This is a genomic window from Mesorhizobium norvegicum (assembly GCF_004919685.1).
Lineage (GTDB): Bacteria > Pseudomonadota > Alphaproteobacteria > Rhizobiales > Rhizobiaceae > Mesorhizobium > Mesorhizobium norvegicum.
The window spans coordinates 247,778-264,133 of record NZ_SMYZ01000021.1 but is presented as its reverse complement, the minus strand read 5'-3'; the positions used below and the strand labels follow the sequence as shown (position 1 = coordinate 264,133).

Annotated in this window: 16 protein-coding genes; 11 read left to right on the top strand and 5 right to left on the bottom strand. The window is 63.4% G+C overall.

Annotated features, from left to right (window positions below; all coding sequences use genetic code 11):
* The 7 genes from FCU66_RS09150 to FCU66_RS09120 all read left to right on the top strand — a co-directional run bounded on the left by FCU66_RS09150 (position 1) and on the right by FCU66_RS09120 (position 6,407).
* Positions 1-1,044 carry a flagellar hook-associated family protein gene (locus FCU66_RS09150; RefSeq protein WP_136616763.1) on the top strand — a complete coding sequence of 348 codons (1,044 nt, stop codon included), beginning with the start codon at positions 1-3 and terminating at the stop codon, positions 1,042-1,044.
* Positions 1,045-1,075: 31 nt separating this feature from the next.
* A complete protein-coding gene (gene flaF, locus FCU66_RS09145) occupies positions 1,076-1,423 on the top strand; it encodes a flagellar biosynthesis regulator FlaF (protein WP_136616762.1) in 348 nt (115 codons plus the stop codon).
* On the top strand, positions 1,420-1,863 hold the full coding sequence (gene flbT / locus FCU66_RS09140) for a flagellar biosynthesis repressor FlbT (protein WP_109659360.1): 444 nt from the start codon (positions 1,420-1,422) through the stop codon (positions 1,861-1,863). Before flaF ends, flbT begins: the two co-directional genes overlap by 4 nt.
* Complete coding sequence (gene flgD, locus FCU66_RS09135) at positions 1,863-2,270, top strand: flagellar hook assembly protein FlgD (protein WP_136616761.1); 408 nt, start codon at positions 1,863-1,865, stop codon at positions 2,268-2,270. Before flbT ends, flgD begins: the two co-directional genes overlap by 1 nt.
* Positions 2,271-2,294: 24 nt before the next feature.
* Positions 2,295-2,561 carry a flagellar biosynthesis protein FliQ gene (gene fliQ / locus FCU66_RS09130; RefSeq protein WP_023761707.1) on the top strand — a complete coding sequence of 89 codons (267 nt, stop codon included), beginning with the start codon at positions 2,295-2,297 and terminating at the stop codon, positions 2,559-2,561.
* 156 nt (positions 2,562-2,717) lie between these two features.
* On the top strand, positions 2,718-4,586 hold the full coding sequence (asnB, locus tag FCU66_RS09125; RefSeq protein WP_136616760.1) for an asparagine synthase (glutamine-hydrolyzing): 1,869 nt from the start codon (positions 2,718-2,720) through the stop codon (positions 4,584-4,586).
* Positions 4,587-4,763: 177 nt separating this feature from the next.
* Positions 4,764-6,407: an MFS transporter gene (locus tag FCU66_RS09120; protein WP_136616759.1), complete on the top strand. Its 1,644-nt coding sequence runs from the start codon at positions 4,764-4,766 to the stop codon at positions 6,405-6,407.
* A gap of 14 nt (positions 6,408-6,421) precedes the next feature.
* Here the strand turns inward: FCU66_RS09120 and FCU66_RS09115 are convergent, their stop codons facing one another.
* Together FCU66_RS09115 and FCU66_RS09110 are read right to left on the bottom strand one after the other, a co-directional pair.
* On the bottom strand, positions 6,422-8,203 hold the full coding sequence (locus FCU66_RS09115; protein WP_136616758.1) for a chloride channel protein: 1,782 nt from the start codon (positions 8,201-8,203) through the stop codon (positions 6,422-6,424).
* Positions 8,204-8,396: 193 nt separating this feature from the next.
* Entirely contained in the window at positions 8,397-8,696 is a 300-nt protein-coding gene (locus FCU66_RS09110; protein WP_136616757.1) for a putative quinol monooxygenase, read from the bottom strand.
* A 148-nt stretch (positions 8,697-8,844) separates the two neighbouring features.
* On the opposite strand from FCU66_RS09110, the gene flhA reads away from it, so the two are divergent.
* From flhA to FCU66_RS09095, 3 genes are read left to right on the top strand one after another with little or no spacing between them, the layout of a single operon-like run.
* Complete coding sequence (gene flhA / locus FCU66_RS09105) at positions 8,845-10,932, top strand: flagellar biosynthesis protein FlhA (protein ID WP_136616756.1); 2,088 nt, start codon at positions 8,845-8,847, stop codon at positions 10,930-10,932.
* The gene (fliR, locus tag FCU66_RS09100; RefSeq protein ID WP_136616755.1) at positions 10,929-11,681 is read left to right on the top strand and encodes a flagellar biosynthetic protein FliR; all 753 of its coding nucleotides are present in this window, start codon (positions 10,929-10,931) and stop codon (positions 11,679-11,681) included. The genes flhA and fliR overlap by 4 nt, the downstream gene beginning before the upstream one ends.
* A gap of 2 nt (positions 11,682-11,683) precedes the next feature.
* Positions 11,684-12,067 (top strand): hypothetical protein, encoded by a 384-nt coding sequence (locus tag FCU66_RS09095; protein WP_136616754.1) that lies wholly within the window; start codon positions 11,684-11,686, stop codon positions 12,065-12,067.
* Positions 12,068-12,125: 58 nt separating this feature from the next.
* Here the strand turns inward: FCU66_RS09095 and FCU66_RS09090 are convergent, their stop codons facing one another.
* From FCU66_RS09090 to FCU66_RS09085, 3 genes are read right to left on the bottom strand one after another with little or no spacing between them, the layout of a single operon-like run.
* On the bottom strand, positions 12,126-12,965 hold the full coding sequence (locus tag FCU66_RS09090) for a DUF1194 domain-containing protein (RefSeq protein ID WP_136616753.1): 840 nt from the start codon (positions 12,963-12,965) through the stop codon (positions 12,126-12,128).
* A complete protein-coding gene (locus tag FCU66_RS42510; RefSeq protein ID WP_281285509.1) occupies positions 12,965-13,093 on the bottom strand; it encodes a hypothetical protein in 129 nt (42 codons plus the stop codon). Before FCU66_RS42510 ends, FCU66_RS09090 begins: the two co-directional genes overlap by 1 nt.
* Positions 13,077-14,072, bottom strand: coding sequence for a DMT family transporter (locus tag FCU66_RS09085; RefSeq protein ID WP_136616752.1), 996 nt, complete (start codon positions 14,070-14,072; stop codon positions 13,077-13,079). Before FCU66_RS09085 ends, FCU66_RS42510 begins: the two co-directional genes overlap by 17 nt.
* A gap of 225 nt (positions 14,073-14,297) precedes the next feature.
* Between FCU66_RS09085 and FCU66_RS09080 the strand changes: the two genes are divergently transcribed.
* Positions 14,298-16,283 carry a BTAD domain-containing putative transcriptional regulator gene (locus tag FCU66_RS09080; RefSeq protein ID WP_136616751.1) on the top strand — a complete coding sequence of 662 codons (1,986 nt, stop codon included), beginning with the start codon at positions 14,298-14,300 and terminating at the stop codon, positions 16,281-16,283.
* Positions 16,284-16,356 lie beyond the last annotated feature (73 nt).

Below are 16,356 nucleotides of genomic sequence, written 5' to 3'. Positions count from 1 at the left end.
ATGACTTCAGTCTCGTCAGCCGCTTTGTCGAATGCCATGCGCTCCCAGCAGATGCGCATGCAGGCCGATCTCGTCAAAGCCACGAAAGAATCCTCGACGGGCAGGGTCGCCGATGTCGGGCTGGCTCTCGGCGGGCGCACCACCCAGGCCGTCACCTTCCAGCGCGATCTTGACCGGCTCAATGTCATCATCGATTCCAACGGCCTGGTCGGCGCCCGGCTCTCCTCGACGCAGACCTCGCTTAGCCAGCTCTCCAGCGCAGCGCAGGCCTTGCTGTCCGCCCTGACCACCGCCTCATCGAGCGATTCTTCCAACAGTCTCACCCAATCCTCCGGCAAGGCGACCATCCAGCAGCTGACCTCGATCCTCAACACCAGCGTCAATGGCGAATACCTGTTCGCCGGCACCAACACCGACGTCAAGCCGATCAACGACTTCACCGCCGCCGGCTCGCCCGCCAAGGCGGCGTTCGATGCTTCCTTCGTCGCCAATTTCGGTTTCACCCAGGACGATCCGCTCGCGGCCAACATCACGGCTGCCCAGATGGACGATTTCATCACCAATGATGTCGCGCCGCAGTTCACGGGCGCGGGTTGGCAGGGCAACTGGTCGAACGCCACCGACCAGCAGATCGTCAGCCGCATCGCCCTCAACGAAACCACACCGACCTCGACCAGCGCCAACAGCGACGGCATCCAGAAGCTCGCAATGGCCGCAGCCCTGGTCTCCAGCCTGATGTCCAGCAACATCAGCCAGGCCGCGAAGAATACGGTCGTCAGCCGCTCGACGGCAATCGTCGGCGAAGCTCTGAGCGGCATTGCCCAGGTTCAGTCCGAGGCCGGTATCGTCCAGAAGCGGGTTTCCGATGCGAACGACCGGATGAAAACGCAGGTCGACCTTTTCGAAAGGCACATTCTCGATCTGGAAGGTGTCGATCCGGCCGAAGCCGCGACCCGCGTCGCCGACCTGACGCAGCACATCGAAACGTCCTTCGCGCTGACAGCACGCCTGCAGCAGCTCAGCCTGTTGAATTACCTGACCTGACAACGCTTAACGGAACGGTAGAGCCCCAACGATGTACCAATTCTCCTACGCCGACATCCAGAGCACCTCCGTTGCCGACGCGAAGGACCGCGAGCGGGAACTCCTGACCCGCTCGATCGACATGCTGGCGGCGGCGGCGGCGGCCGGCCACGGTTCGATGGAGGCGACCGAGGCGCTGCATTTCACCAACCGCGTCTGGACCGTCTTCGTCGAGGATCTCGGCTCCAGCGACAACGCCCTGCCCAAGGAACTGCGCGCCAACCTGATTTCCATCGGCCTGTGGCTGCTGCGCGAGGCGGAGGACATCCGCCAGGGCCGCACCAACAATTTCGAAGGGCTGATCGAGGTGTCCCAGATCATCAGGGACGGCATTCAATGACCAACACGCTGAAGATATCGCTGAAGCCGAACGAGAAGATCTACATCAACGGCGCCGTCATCCGGGTCGACCGCAAGGTCACCGTCGAATTGATGAACGACGTCCAGTTCCTGCTCGAAAGCCACGTGATCCAGGCCGACGACGCCTCGACACCGCTCAAGCAGCTGTATTTCATCCTGCAGGTCATGCTGATGAACCCGGCCGGTGCGGCCGGGGCGCGCGACATGTTCCGGCGTTCGCTGCCGCTGCTGCTGGCAAGCTTCGAGGACACCCAGATCTGCGCTGCGCTGAAACAGATCGACCGCATGGTCGGCGAGGATCATATCTACGAGGCGCTGAAGGCAATTCGCGCGCTCTATCCGCTCGAACGCCGCGCGCTGGGCGGCAATGACGACGTTCCGGGTGCCGAGCGCCCGCTGGCTGTGGGAGCACGATACTGATGAACGTGGACATGACGACGACGATACCGACCGGCGCCAACCAGGCCACCGCGTCGACTTCGAAGACAGCGGTCGACTACCAGTCCTTCCTGAAGCTTCTGATCGCCGAGATGAAGAACCAGGATCCGACCAAGCCGATGGACTCGACGCAGTATGTCGCCCAGCTCGCCACCTTCTCGCAGGTCGAGCAATCGGTGCAGACCAACACCAAGCTCGACCAGATCATGCAGTCCTCGGCATTGTCGCAGGCCGACGCACTGATCGGGCGCTCGATTACCTCCGCCGACGGCAAGACGACGGGCACGGTGGCGTCGGTGCGCCTCGCCAGCAGCGGCCTCATCGCCGTGCTGCAGAACGGCACCGAAGTCGCGGTCGGCTCGGGCGTCTCGGTCAAGGCAGCGAGCTGACGCTTTCGACAGAGAGCCAGTCCCATGAACGAGGCCGACGCCCTCGATATCGTCCAGTACGCGGTATGGACGGTGCTCACCGCGTCCGCGCCGGTGGTGCTGGTCGCCATGGTGGTCGGCATCGGCATCGCCCTCATCCAGGCGCTGACGCAGGTCCAGGAGATCACCTTGACCTTCGTGCCGAAGATCGTCGCCATCATGCTCGTGGTGGCGCTGACCGGCCCCTTCATCGGCAGCCAGATATCGGCCTTCACCAACGTCATCTTCGAGCGCATCCAGAACGGGTTCTGAAGCGCGCTTGCGAAACCGCTGGCCCCGCTTGCAGGCGGCTGGGTTCCGGTTAGATTGCCATCGTGCCATCCGGCAAGGCAGTCGCTGGTCTGATGTCACCGCATTTGCATCGATGTCTTCGCGGAAGCCCATGAACCAGGCCAGATCGACCGGACCATGTGCGGCATAGCCGGGGTCTGGCGCAAGCGGAACCCGATCGCCGGCGGCGACCTCGCCGACGTTGCCCGCATGATGCAGGCGCTGGCGCACCGTGGTCCCGACGACCATGCCACATGGAACGACAGCCGGCTCGCCCTGGGGCACCGGCGGCTCTCGATCATCGATCTCTCGGCCGCGGCGCGCGAGCCGATGCTCACCGCCTGCGGCCAGGGCGTGCTGGTCTACAATGGCGAGGTCTACAATTACCGGTTCCTGCGCGACACGCTGCAAGCGGAAGGCCGGGTCTTTCGAACGGTCTCTGACACCGAGGTGGTTCTCGAGGCCTTGCACCACTGGGGCCCGGCCAACGCCATTCCGCTGTTCGACGGCATGTTTTCCCTAGCCTATTTCGACGCGCGGGCCGGCGCCTTGTGGCTTGCGCGCGACCGCCTCGGCATCAAGCCGATGTCGGTGGCCGAGACGGGCGACCGGATCCTCTTCGCCTCCGAGGACAAGGCGATCCTGGCCTGCGATGACGTCGCGCGCGACGTCGATGCCCGCGAGATCACTTTGCGCCTCGCCTGGCAGAGCCGCGACTCGAGCTTCAGCCTGTTCCAGGGAATTGAGCGGCTGCCGCCGGCAGGCCTGTGGAAGATCAGCGACACCGGCATCGAGAAGCGCTGCTTCTGGCACGTGCTCGACGTCCTCGACGCGGCCCGCATCGCCAATGATACGGCCACCGACGCCGAGCACATGGCAACGCTGGAGGCGTTGGTACGGGACAGTGTCGAACTCCACTGCATCGCCGATACCAGCCTCGCGGCGGCTTGCAGCGGCGGCGTCGATTCCGGCCTCGTCACCACGCTGGCGAAACGGTTCAGGCCCGAGATATCAGCCTACGTCGTCGACCCGCGCGTCGGCCACAGCGAAGCCGAGGATGCCGAACGCACCGCCCGTCATGCCGGCGTGACCCTGCACAGGGTGCCGGTCGACAAGGACCGGTTTCTCGAACTCTGGCCAAGAGCCGTCTGGCACCTGGAAAGCGACGGCTGGCATGCAAGCCATGTCGGCCTGCTGGCACTTGCCGAGCAATGCCGGGCCGACGGCGTCAAGGTGCTGCTTACCGGAGAAGGCGCCGACGAACTGTTTGGCGGCTATGGCTGGCAGGTGGCCAGCATGAGATTGTGGCGCCCCTGGTCGTGGCCGGGGCGGCTGTTTCGGTCGAAGCGCCGGCTTGCCCTGAGGTTCGAGCGTCAGCGCCAGGCCCCCTTCCGGACATCGATTGGCTCCACTCATGGCTGGGATCGCAACATCGTGCTCAGGGCGCTGTCGCCGGAACTGAACTTTCTGCAAATGAGGATCTTCGACCGGCTGGAACCAGTGGCGTCGCTCGGCGACCGCGCCTTCCTGGGCTGCTGCCTCCAGGACATGTATTCGCACCTGCAGGACCTGCTGCACAGGCATGACCGGCTGAGCATGGCAGCGTCCGTCGAACTGAGGGTGCCGTTCCTCGAAAACCGGCTGATCGACTTCGCCATCCATCTGCCGAGGCGGCACAAATACCGCCAGAAGCAAGGAAAATGGCTGCTGAAGAAAGTCGCGGAAAAACACATTCCGCCGCAGAATGTCCATGCCCGAAAGATCGGTTTCGAGGTGTCTGGCAATTTCACCGCCGGCACGCAGGGCTTGCTGCACGGCGGTCTTCTGCGCGACGCCATGAAGTGGCCTTCATCCTCCGTCGACGACCTCATCGACCTGGCGAGGCGCGACCAGCCATCGCGGCTGCGGCTGGTGGGCATGGAGCTTTTCCTTCGCCTGCATGTCGGCGGCGAGACCACGAGCCAGCTCACCGAAGCGCTGCACGCGGCGGTCCGTGACGCGCGCTGATCGACGCATGCCCTCGGATTTGGTGGCAGATAAGGCGTGGACCTCCTCTATCCCATTGTTGGACCATGAGCTTTTTCGAAAGACATTCGCCCTTTGCGGCGCCATGCCCTACTTTCGGCAAACGGTCTGAGCAAACGGATCGTCTGACGAATCGGCACGACATGGCAGGAACCCCAGATGATTGACGAAAAGCCGGAAAGCGAGAGCGTCTCGGCGCTGGCGCCCTTCCGGCACGGCATTTTCCGCGCCGTGTGGGGCGCAAGTCTCGTCTCGAATTTCGGCGGCCTGATCCAGGGCGTCGGCGCCGCCTGGATGATGACCACGATCGCCACCTCGCCCTATCAGGTCGCCCTGGTCCAGGCTTCGACCACCTTGCCGATCATGCTGTTTGCGCTCGTCGCTGGCGCCATCGCCGATAGTTTCGACCGGCGCAAGGTGATGCTGGTCGCCCAGACCTTCATGCTGGTGGTCTCGGTGCTTCTGACCCTGTTCACCTGTTCCGGCCTGATCACGCCGTGGACGCTGCTTGCCTTCACCTTCCTGATCGACAGCGGCACGGCGCTCAACAACCCGTCATGGCAGGCCTCCGTCGGCGACATCGTTCCTCGCAACAAGGTGCCGGCCGCCGTCGCGCTCAATTCCCTGGGCTTCAACCTGACGCGCAGCGTCGGCGCGGCGATCGGCGGCATCATCGTCGCCGCAGCCGGTGCGGCCGCCGCCTTCGCGGCGAACGCGGTGAGCTATATCGGCCTGATCGTCGTGCTGGCGCGCTGGAAACCGGACGTGCCGGTATCGACCTTGCCACGCGAGTCGCTGGGTGCCGCCATGGGCGCCGGCCTGCGCTATGTCGCCATGTCGCCCAACATCGGCAAGGTGCTGGTCAGGGGCGCTGCTTTCGGCTTCAGCGCAGGTGCTGTGCTGGCACTGCTGCCGCTGGTGGCGCGTGACGTCGTCAAGGGCGACGCGCTGACCTACGGCATCATGCTCGGCGCTTTCGGCGTCGGCGCGGTCGGCGGCGCGCTGATCAGCGTCAGGCTGCGGCAGTTGCTGTCCAGCGAGACGATGGTGCGCTGTGCTTTCGCCGGCTTCGCCGTCTGCGCCTTCAATGCCGCCGTCAGCCATCATGCCTGGCAGACGTCGCTCGGCCTGCTTGTCGGCGGCGCCTGCTGGGTGATCGCGCTTTCGCATTTCAACGTCACCGTGCAGATGGCGACACCACGCTGGGTGGTCGGCCGGGTGCTGTCGGTCTATCAGACGGCGACCTTTGGCGGCATCGCGCTCGGCAGCTGGATCTGGGGCGTCGTCGCCGATGCGCATGGCGCCGAAACCGCGCTGATCGCCGCCAGCATCGCCATGCTGGCCGGCGGCGCCATCGGTCTTTTGCTCCCGCTACCGCAACAGCAGGTGCTCAACCTCGACCCGCTCAATCGCTTCAAGGAACCGCATTTGGCGCTTGACCTGAAGCCGCGCAGTGGTCCCATCGCCATCATGATCGAGTATGTGATCCGGCACGAGGACGAACCGGAATTCCTCGCCATCATGGCCGAACGCGGCCGCATCCGCCGTCGTGACGGCGCCCGCAACTGGACACTGGCGCGCGATCTCGAGAATCCCACCATATGGATCGAGCACTACCACACGCCGACCTGGATCGAATATGTGCGCCACAATGGACGCATCACCCATGCCGACGCCGTCATCGGCGAGCGTGTGCGGGCGCTGCACAGCGGCGACGAGCCGCCCCGCGTGCGACGCATGATCGAGCGCCCGACGACCGCGGGCACAGCGCTTGTGATGGCCAAGGGACCAATCGAGCATTGACCCTTGGGGGGTGCTTAACCCTCGCCCGACAGGTCCCGGCGCGCCTTGTCGAGTTCCTCGGCATAGCGCCGCATCAAATGGCCTTCGGTCAACAGCCCCAGAACGATATGGTCGGTGAAATCCTCGACCACGGCGAGTTCTTCGGCGCCCGCGCGCTGGAACGTCTCGGCGGCGGCCTGCACGTTCATGCTCGGCACCAGCACCGCGTCCTTGTATTTGGCAAGATCGCGCACCGGCACCTCGCCATCGGAGGGATCGCTGTGCAGTTCGGCCACGATCAACACGCCGACATAGTGATCGCCCGCGTCGACGGCGATGACGCGCTGGGCTGAACCGAGCGGTACTTGCTTGCGGAAGGCCGCCAGCGTCGTCGAGGCATAGATGGTCTTGATGTCCTTGCGCATCATCGAGCCTACGGTGAGGCTGCGCATCCACCCGACATCGTGGGCACTGCGGATGGTCTCGCCGCGCAGATGGAAGCGCCATGTCGAGAACGAGTAGCCGAAGGTCTCGCGCACCAGGATCGCCGACATGATCGAGGCGGCCAGCACGACACCGGTCAGCGTCAGGTCGCGGGTCGATTCCAGCGCCAGGAAAGTCATCGTCAGCGGACCGCCGACGACACCGACGGCAAGCGACGTCATGCCAACGACGGCGGCAACGGCAGGGTCGATGCCGGTTGCCGGCGAGACGACAACCATGACATCCGCAAACGCCTTGCCGAGCAGCGCGCCGAGGAACAGCGAGGCGAAGAACAGCCCGCCGCGGAAGCCCGAACCCAGCGAGACCGCCGATGCCGCCAGTTTGAGCACGAAGACGCTGGCCACCACGGCCAGCCCGTAATTCATCGAGAATTCGCGATGCAGCGCGCCATGGCCGCTGGACAGGACCTGCGGCGTGATCAGCCCCAACAAGCCAACGATGACGCCGCCAATGACGGGGCGCAGCGACGCATCGATCGACAGCCTGGCGAAACCGCGCTCGATCAGTGTCACCAGATGCATGATGGCGATCGAGGCGGCACCGCCGAGCAGGCCAAGCAGCAGGAACGGCACGTACTGGCTGGCGGTGAGCGCCGGCAGGCCGGAAAGCTCGAGCGGAAACGGCACGCCGCCGAACATTTCGGCGGTCAGAGAGGCGCAGATTGCGGCGGTCATGACAGGTGCGACATTGGCGACCGAGTAGATGCCGATGACCAGTTCGAAGCCGTAGAAGGCGCCGGTCAGCGGTGCATCGAAGGCGGCGGCGATGGCGCCGGCCGCACCACAGCCGACCAGGATGCGGACATCGTTGCGGCGCAGCCTGAAAATGCCAGCCAGCCGCGATGCCAGGCCGGAGCCGACCTGCGTGTAGCCGGCTTCCAGCCCGACCGAGGCGCCAAAACCGCTGGAGATCATGGTCTGGCCGGCAATGATGAAGGTGTCGGTCAGCGACATGCGCCCACCGTAGAGTGCATTGGCTTCGATCGGGTCGATCGGCGTGCGGAATTTCCGTATCCTGAGCCAGACCACCGTCAGCCCAAGCAGGATGCCGCCGATCGCCGGTATCAGCGCCTGCATCGGATTGGCGAGCGAGAACATGGCGGAAAGCCGGCCGCCGGGCTGGACGCCGAACAACAGCCCGTGCAGATCCTGCACGATCTGGCTCATCGCCGTGACCAAAATGCCCGCCATGACACCTACGACGCCGGCCAGAATGACCACCGCGATGCCGCGCGCCTCGAGCAGCGGCAGCGACCTGATCAGCACCGCGCGCAGCCGGCGTGCATAAACTTGCGGTTGGTTTCTGGAAAGCACCGGGGCGGCTCGCCGATATCGGAAAGGGCAATGGAAGGCCCGCCTGATACGCCCGGCGACACGGCATGGCAACCACAATGGCGACAGACAAGGCGCCATTGTGGCATGGACCGGCAGCTTGCGGCCGTTACTGCCTTGACTGGAACGCAACGGCGCTCGCCGGCGACCGGCAGGCAGCCGGTCGGCGGATCGATCAGGTCGGCATGGGCTCGCCGGCTTCATAGAGCACGAGGTTGCGCTCGCCTATGCCAAGCGCCGGCCAGCTTGCGCGCCAGTCGGCAAGGTGCGGCGAGGCGAAATGGAGGTCGAGCGCTGCCCTGTCGCTCCAGATTTCCGTGACCCGGATGAGCCCGGCATCGAAGACGTCCTGCGCGTAGGAATATTCGAGGCAACCGGGCTCGGCGCGGCTACCGGAAACCATGCGCTCCATTGCGGGCTTGGCTTCCTCCAATTTGTTTGGCGGCAAGCGGATGGTGCCGATGATCAGAAGCATGGGTTCTTCCCCTTCTTTGCGAGGCCGGCCGACACGGCGACCTGCGCATGATCGTTCGAACTAGCCAGTCTCCCACCCTCGCGCAAGCTTGGCGGGCTACCCTCACAGGGCTGTCGCGCGCTCGGCAGTCAATGGTTTTGGGGACGACATGGCGATCAGCGAAAGCATCCAGCCCGGCGCGGTGGCCAAGAATGGCCGCGACGTTTTCTTTGCCATCGGCATCGTCATCATCCTGGCCGTGCTGTTCTTGCCGATCCCGGCCTTTCTCATCGACATCGGCCTCGCCTTCTCGATCGCGCTTTCGGTGCTGATCCTGATGGTGGCGCTGTGGATCCAGCGGCCGCTCGATTTCTCGTCGTTTCCGACCGTGCTGCTCATCGCCACCATGCTGCGGCTGTCGCTCAACATCGCCACCACGCGCATGATCCTGTCGCATGGCAATGAGGGCACCCACGCCGCGGGCTATGTCATCGCCGGCTTCTCCAAGCTGGTGATGGCCAGCGACTTCGTCATCGGCCTCATCGTCTTCATGATCCTGATCGTGGTGAACTTCATCGTCATCACCAAGGGCGCCACCCGTATCGCCGAAGTCGGCGCGCGCTTCACCCTCGACGCCATCCCCGGCAAGCAGATGTCGATCGACGCCGACCTTTCCGCCGGCATGATCGACGACAAGACCGCACAGCTTCGGCGTCGCGAACTGGAGGAAGAGTCCTCCTTCTTCGGCTCGATGGACGGTGCCTCGAAATTCGTCCGCGGCGACGCCATCGCCGGCCTCATCATCACCGCCATCAACATCGTCGGCGGCATCGCCATCGGCTACATCAGACACGGCATGGGCATGGGCGAAGCCGCCGACGTGTTCATCAAGCTGTCGGTCGGCGACGGCCTCGTCACCCAGATCCCGGCGCTGATCGTGTCGCTGGCCGCCGGCCTGCTCGTCTCCAAGGGCGGCACCCGCGGCTCGACCAACCAGGCGGTGTTCGGCCAGCTCGGCGCCCATCCGCGCGCGCTGTACGTGGCGGCATCGCTGCTGGTGCTCCTCGGCCTGATGCCCGGCCTGCCGCTGTTCCCGTTCTTTGCGCTTGCCGCCGGCATGGCCGGCCTCGGCTACATCATCCCGATGCGCGCCAACCGCGCCCTCGCCGAAGCCGAGGCGATCAAGGATCAGGAAAAGGCGACCAAGGTCGAGGAGGAGAAGAATTCGGTCAAGGCCTCGCTCGCCACCGCCGAGATCGAGCTTTTGATCGGCAAGCAGCTGTCGACAAGGCTGCTGACGTCGCATCAGGAACTGGTTTTCCGCATGGGCAAGATGCGCAAGAAATTCGCCACCCAATATGGCTTCGTCGTACCGGAAGTGCGTGTCGCCGACGATTTCGCCATCCCGCCGAAGAGCTACCAGATCAAGGTGCACGGCACCGTGGTGGCCGAATACCAGATGCGTGTCGGCGAGATCATGGTGCTGCTCGGCAATCGCGACATCCCCGAAATACCGGGCGAGGAAATCCGCGAGCCGGCCTTCGGCATGCGCGCCTATTCGGTGGTCGAAGCCTTCGCCGAGGATCTGAAGCGCGAGAACTACACCTTCGCCGACAACATGTCGGTGCTGCTGACCCATCTCTCCGAGGTCATCCGCAACAACCTGCCTCAGCTTCTGTCCTACAAGGACATGAAGGCGCTGCTCGAACGGCAGGACCAGGAATATCGCAAGCTCGCCGACGAGATCTGCACCACGCACATCTCCTATCCCGGCCTGCAGGCGGTGCTGAAGCTGCTGCTCGCCGAGCGTGTCTCGATCCGCAATCTGCACCTGATCATCGAGGCCATCGCCGAGATCGCACCGCATGTGCGCCGCACCGAGCAGATCGTCGAGCATGTCCGCATCCGCATGGCCCAGCAGATCTGCGGTGACCTCTCCGAGGGCGGCGTGCTGAAGGTACTGCGCCTCGGCAACCGCTGGGATCTCGCCTTCCACCAGAGCCTCAAGCGCGACGCCAAGGGCGAAGTGCGCGAGTTCGACATCGACCCGCGCCAGCTGGAGGAATTCGGCCAGGACGCGACCAAGGCGATCAAGAAATATCTGGAAGCCGGCGAGCGTTTCGTGCTGGTCACCGCGCCCGACGCCCGCCCCTATGTGCGCATGATCATCGAGCGGCTGTTCACCACGCTGCCGGTGCTCAGCCATGTCGAAATCGCCAAGGGCGTCGAGATCAGGGTGCTCGGAACCATATCGTGACCGTGCTTTCGCAAGGCGTCGTCATCGCGGGGTTCCTCGCCTTCTGCCGCATCGGCGCCTGCTTCATGCTGATGCCCGGCCTGTCCAGCGCCCGCGTTCCGGTCCAGGTCAGGCTGTTCGTCGCGGTCGCCGCCACCGGCGGCCTGCTCGCCTTCCTGTGGGACAAGATCTTTCCCTTCGTCGATCCGCGCCCGCAGATCCTGGTGCCGATGATCATCTCGGAACTCCTGGTCGGCGGCCTGATCGGCGCCATGACCAGGCTCTACATGGAAGCCCTGCGCTTCATGGGCTCGGCCATCGCCATGCTGATCGGCTATGGTGGCTCGGGCGGACCGGCGATCGAGGAGCCGGAACCCCAGGCGGCCCTTGCCGCCATCATCTCGTTCTCGGCCCTGTTGATGCTGTTCGTCTTCGATTTCGACCACGAGATAATACGCGCGCTGGTGTCTTCCTACACGGTCGCGCCAGTCAACATCTTCTTCAACCCGCAGGCCGCACTGGTCGATGTCACCGACACGGTGTCGGACACCTTCTTCCTGGTCATCCGCCTCGGCAGCCCGTTTGTCGCCTATGCCATTCTCGTCAATCTGACGATCGGCTTCGTCAACAAGCTGACCCCGCAAATCCCGATCTATTTCATCTCCCAGCCCTTCATCATAGCCGGCGGCATGATCATCTTCTATTTCGCCGTCGGCACCATGCTGTCGCTGTTCGTCGACGGCTTTGTCGACCTGACATTGGCAAGATAGAAATGAGCCCGCGCAAGGACCGCCTCAGGAAATTGGTCAAGGTGCAGGAACAGCTGAAGGCGCTGCACGAAACCCGTCATGCCACCTTCCTTGCCGCGGCCAGTGCCGCCGAGGCCGAAGTCCGCGATCTTGTCGGGCATTTCGACCAGGACAATTCTCTCTCCGGCCTGTTTCCCGATCTCTACCACCGCCGCATCGCCCAAGCCGTCGTCCGCCAGGAGGCGAACCTGGCAAGCGCGAAGCAAGAAGCCAGCCTCATCGCCGCCGCGACCGCCCGCACCAACATGGTCGAGCGCGCCTACAAGGACGTGCGCAACCGCGACGAGCGCGAACGCTCCGACCGCGAGCGCCTGGATATTATCGCGCAGAAGCGGGGTGGGGAGTAGTGCCGTGGTGCTGATAGTTGGTCCAAATCTGTTAGGCTAATCCTCTCAATGTCCGGAATTACGGTTGCGAAGAGCGCCCATCCGTCTGTTGCGGGAATTGCCGGTCGACGTTCATGCTTACTTCCGTGACCAGCTTGCGGCGAAGAGCCATAGCGTAGTCGTTTGGCCCCTTCGGCGTTATGACAAAGGCTTGGGATCCGCCAATGACCGATTTGGCAAAATAGGATGCCAATGATTGGTCGGGATTCTCATCTTCCGTTGGAATGGCGATCGCGTTGATCGTGTATCCCTTGGCAATAGCGTTCAGCCTGCTCGGTTGAACGGGAAGTCCGTCGTTGTTCTCACCATTGGAAGAGATGTCGATTACTTTCTTGGCCGCCTTTCCCGGAAACTGGTCGAGCAGAAGACTTCCAACGTCGATGGCCGAGGAAACGGACGTTCCGCTTCGCCCTCTGCGAATATAGCCGGTATCGCCTTTCTTGCTGATCACCTCCGCAGCCGCCTTGGCATCTTCCAGCCCGCAGATGCTTGTCCACGGCAGCACAATGCGTGTGTGCCCGGGACTCGACCATTCAAAGTAGGCCACGCTGATGCAGCCAACGTAGTTCCGCGTGACGGCTGCTATGATCTCTGGCGAAGTGAGCGCTGCAGCATGACCCTCGCGCTGCAGGTCGGCAATCTCCGGATCGATCGAGGACGAGAAGTCGACAGCGAATACAACGGCAACATCAACGTCGGCTGCGTGTGCCTGTAGTCCCCAAAACACCGAAGCTGCAAGTGTCCCCGCCAGTCTCAGGAATGAACTGGCCCGCTTTGCCAGCTCTCTGGGGGATCGCTCCGTCGCGCGAAGCGCCGATACCAAATGTACGAGCGACAGAAGGATTGCCCGCGCGTTCATCACAGCACCCCCGCGACAAGTACGGCCGCCATCGACACGGCGACCGCTGCCAGGCCGATTGAGGCCATCAGCGCCGTGCCGGGTGGCAGTCGGGTCTGGAATACGTTCGCATCACCGGCAAGGGTCATCACATTCCTCCATTGAACCTGAATTGGGGGCGGGACGATCGCCCGCCCAAGCTGCACGCGTAGTCACAAAGGCAGGCGCCGCGTCGAAGGGAATAGGACCGGCCAGCAAGGGCGTGCGTGCCCGCGGCGTTCGGTTCGACATTGCGACGGACAGGATCGCACCGAGAATGATCGCGGCACCCATTGCGCCCGCGGGTGAGTTCCGTTCGCCGAGGAAGATCGCCGCGCCCAGCGCCCCGAAAACGCTTTCGGCACTGACGATCACCGCGGCATGACTGGCGGAGGTGAAGCGCTGGGCGGCAATCTGTATGCCGAAGGCGATTGCGGTGGAGAACACGCCGAGGACTGCGAGTTCCGGACCGGCCGCAAATGCAGCGGCCAGCGACAGGTTGCCTTGCAATTCCCCGAGCGGCAGGGCAAAGGCAGCGGCGCCCAGGAACTGTGTCGCCGCGGCAGTGAACGGCCGCGCATGGGTCTGCATGTGCCGGCCAAGCTCGACCATCCAGAGCGCATAGCAGGCAGCCGACAGGATGGCGGTGAGATCGCTGCCGCTGAGACCGGCGATCCCGCCGGACAAAAGCAGGGCCCCGAGCACGGTCAACCCCGCGGCGACGGCAAGGCTCGCTGTCGGACGTTCGCCGATGAGCAGCCAGGCGGCCAGTGGTGTCATCACCGTTGCCGTGCTCACCAGGAAGCTAGCATTTGTGACTGTGGCGCCGAGATAGCAAAGCTGCTGAAGCGTGATGGAGATGGCAAATAGCAAGCTCACCTTGGCCAGGCTGGAAAAATAGCCCGGCCCGGCAGGCAGTCGCCTTTCGGTCAAGACGAAAGGCAGCATAAGCAGCCCACCGATCAGGCAGCGCAGGCCGACGGCACTCAGCGGGTCGAGATGAGCAAGCACCGTCTTTTGCGCGACATTGCCCAAGCCCCATAAGGCAGCGGCAAACAGCAGCAGCAAATTGGCCTTGAGCTTGGACATCCACCGCATCCCTCGGACCAAAGCCTGTCGCGGGCTTGCGATGGCTCCAACCACTTCAGGGCGCCCGGTTCGATCCGCTACAACCGGTGTTTTGCTCAGTTGCCCCTACTTAAGCGATGCCTTAATTGATCTGCCGTCACAGTAGCGCTTGAGCGCGTGGCTCTACCGGTTGCGAAGCGTTAGTTTTGAGTTAGGATTTCGTCAGGCTGGGAAGCTGTTAAGCAAATGCAACGTGAGGACAGCGTCGCCACAAGTAAAATCTCACTCTTCGGCGGCTTCCGGATTGACAAGGAAACTGTCGGTCCACTCTGGCTGACCGGGAAGCGGGGCCCCGCGATCATTGCCTATCTGGCCCGGTGTCCGGGCATGGCGGCGACAAGAGAAAGGCTGGCTGATCTGCTATGGGGCGATAGCGACAGCGAACACTCGCGCAATAGCCTGCGGCAAACCCTCAGCGTTCTACGCCGGGATCTATCACGGGCTGGTGTGGATATCATCCATTCCCAGAGGGAGTTGATCAGCCTCAAGCCGGATGCGGTTCGAGTAGACGTCGAGGAGTTTGAATCCGGGCTCTCCGCCCGTTCCGCGCCGGAACTCGAGACGGCTCTGGCGCACTACACCGGACCGTTTCTTGACGGGGTTTATCTGGGGAGCAACGCTTTCGATGATTGGGCCGCGTCGGAACGCGACAGACTGCTGAGCCGCGCACTTGAGGCCTTCGAAAAGTTGGCCCGCCTCGTCGACGCGGAAGCCGGGGTCATCCTGGTCGATCGTGTTCTGGCCATGGAACCGACGCGGGAAGAAGCCTATCGGCTCAAGATGGAATTGCTCCTCGCATGTGGCCAACGCGACAGGGCGATCAGGACATACGAGGCTTGCAGAAGCATGCTGAAGAAGGAGTTCGGCGTCGACGTCGGCCCGCAGACGCGAGCGCTTTGGCAATCCGTGCTGTCTGCCGCCGATACGGCGTCAAATGTGCAGTCGGCAAATGCTGTTCCAGCCAGCCAGCGCCTCGGGCGTCCATCGATCAGCGTTGCCGACTTCATCAATCTGACCGGAAAGCAAGGCGACGACTTTTTCGCCAAGGGGCTCGTCCAGGACATCACCACGGCCCTCTCCGGGGTGGCCGATTATGTCGTGCTCTCTGCGCTTCCACACGTGGAGAAGAACGACCCTGCCGAAGAAACCAAAATCCCGGGAATGCTCCGGGCGCGATATGTGCTCAGCGGCAGCGTCCAGAGATCCGGCAATGGGCTGAGGGTGAACATCCAGCTTGTCGATGCAGCCGGCGGCCACAACGTCTGGGCCCAGAAGTTCGACGGCCACTCCGAGAACGCGCTGGAATTCCAGGACAGGATCGCACAGGCTGTTGTCCTGGCAGTGATCCTCGACCTTCAACTGACCAACTGGAAAGTCCGCGACAAGAGCCCGCCTGGTCCCCCTGAAGTGCGCAGGTTGGTGAACGAAGCTCTCATGAAGTATTTTGAGATGACCCGGGACTCGCTGTTGGTCGGGATAGAGCTTGCCGAGAAGGCTGTCTCGATAGGTCCCGACAACGCTCGTGCGAAGCGGACGCTCTCGATCATGATTTCCATGGGCGTGGCGTTTGGCGCGCTCCCCCGGGAGCCGGGGCAGATCGAGCGTGCGGTCGAGCTTGCGGAAGCAGCGGTACGGGCAGTGCCTGACGACGAAATTGCCCGCTGCATCCTGTCGTTCGCTCTCGAAAGTTGCGGCCGCATCGACGAGGCGATCGCCGAATGCCAGCATGCAATCGGCCTTAACCCAAGCTATCCGACCGGCCACGGCGACATTTCGATGCTCTTTGCGTTGCGCGGACAGGTCAGCGAAGCAGTGCGTGAGGCCAATGAGGCAATCCGGCTCGGAACGCATGACGTTATCGACTTCTGGCGTCACCATGGCCTCGTTGTTGCACTGTTCGCCGACGGAGACGATCGGCGGGCGCTCGAAGTCGCCCGCAGGGTTGTCAGGACAAAGCCGGGATTCGTTCGCGGCGCCCTTTATTGGGCCGCGGCCGCGTCGGCAACCGGGAACAACGAAGAGGCCTCGCGGGCCATCCATCATTGCCTGTCACAACTTCCGCATCTCAACCTGGGTAATGTCTGCCCCGGCTTTGTGCCTCGCTATGTGAAGGATCATCACCACGCGAGATTCCTTGAAATGCTGTCGAGGGCTGGCCTTCCTGCTTCCTAGTGGAACCTGGCTACGCGACCGGGATCCGGAGAAACCAGATCAGGCCGGCCTCTTGGCAAGCCTGCCACAAGCT

What these genes read in the sequence shown, in the direction of transcription:
- FCU66_RS09150 (WP_136616763.1), top strand. Translation starts at nt 1, where the DNA reads ATGACTTCAGTCTCGTCAGCCGCTTTGTCGAATGCCATGCGCTCCCAG.
- flaF (WP_136616762.1), top strand. Translation starts at nt 1,076, where the DNA reads ATGTACCAATTCTCCTACGCCGACATCCAGAGCACCTCCGTTGCCGAC.
- flbT (WP_109659360.1), top strand. Translation starts at nt 1,420, where the DNA reads ATGACCAACACGCTGAAGATATCGCTGAAGCCGAACGAGAAGATCTAC.
- flgD (WP_136616761.1), top strand. Translation starts at nt 1,863, where the DNA reads ATGAACGTGGACATGACGACGACGATACCGACCGGCGCCAACCAGGCC.
- fliQ (WP_023761707.1), top strand. Translation starts at nt 2,295, where the DNA reads ATGAACGAGGCCGACGCCCTCGATATCGTCCAGTACGCGGTATGGACG.
- asnB (WP_136616760.1), top strand. Translation starts at nt 2,718, where the DNA reads ATGTGCGGCATAGCCGGGGTCTGGCGCAAGCGGAACCCGATCGCCGGC.
- FCU66_RS09120 (WP_136616759.1), top strand. Translation starts at nt 4,764, where the DNA reads ATGATTGACGAAAAGCCGGAAAGCGAGAGCGTCTCGGCGCTGGCGCCC.
- FCU66_RS09110 (WP_136616757.1), bottom strand. Translation starts at nt 8,696, where the DNA reads ATGCTTCTGATCATCGGCACCATCCGCTTGCCGCCAAACAAATTGGAG.
- flhA (WP_136616756.1), top strand. Translation starts at nt 8,845, where the DNA reads ATGGCGATCAGCGAAAGCATCCAGCCCGGCGCGGTGGCCAAGAATGGC.
- FCU66_RS09095 (WP_136616754.1), top strand. Translation starts at nt 11,684, where the DNA reads ATGAGCCCGCGCAAGGACCGCCTCAGGAAATTGGTCAAGGTGCAGGAA.
- FCU66_RS09090 (WP_136616753.1), bottom strand. Translation starts at nt 12,965, where the DNA reads ATGAACGCGCGGGCAATCCTTCTGTCGCTCGTACATTTGGTATCGGCG.
- FCU66_RS42510 (WP_281285509.1), bottom strand. Translation starts at nt 13,093, where the DNA reads ATGACCCTTGCCGGTGATGCGAACGTATTCCAGACCCGACTGCCACCC.
- FCU66_RS09085 (WP_136616752.1), bottom strand. Translation starts at nt 14,072, where the DNA reads ATGTCCAAGCTCAAGGCCAATTTGCTGCTGCTGTTTGCCGCTGCCTTA.
- FCU66_RS09080 (WP_136616751.1), top strand. Translation starts at nt 14,298, where the DNA reads ATGCAACGTGAGGACAGCGTCGCCACAAGTAAAATCTCACTCTTCGGC.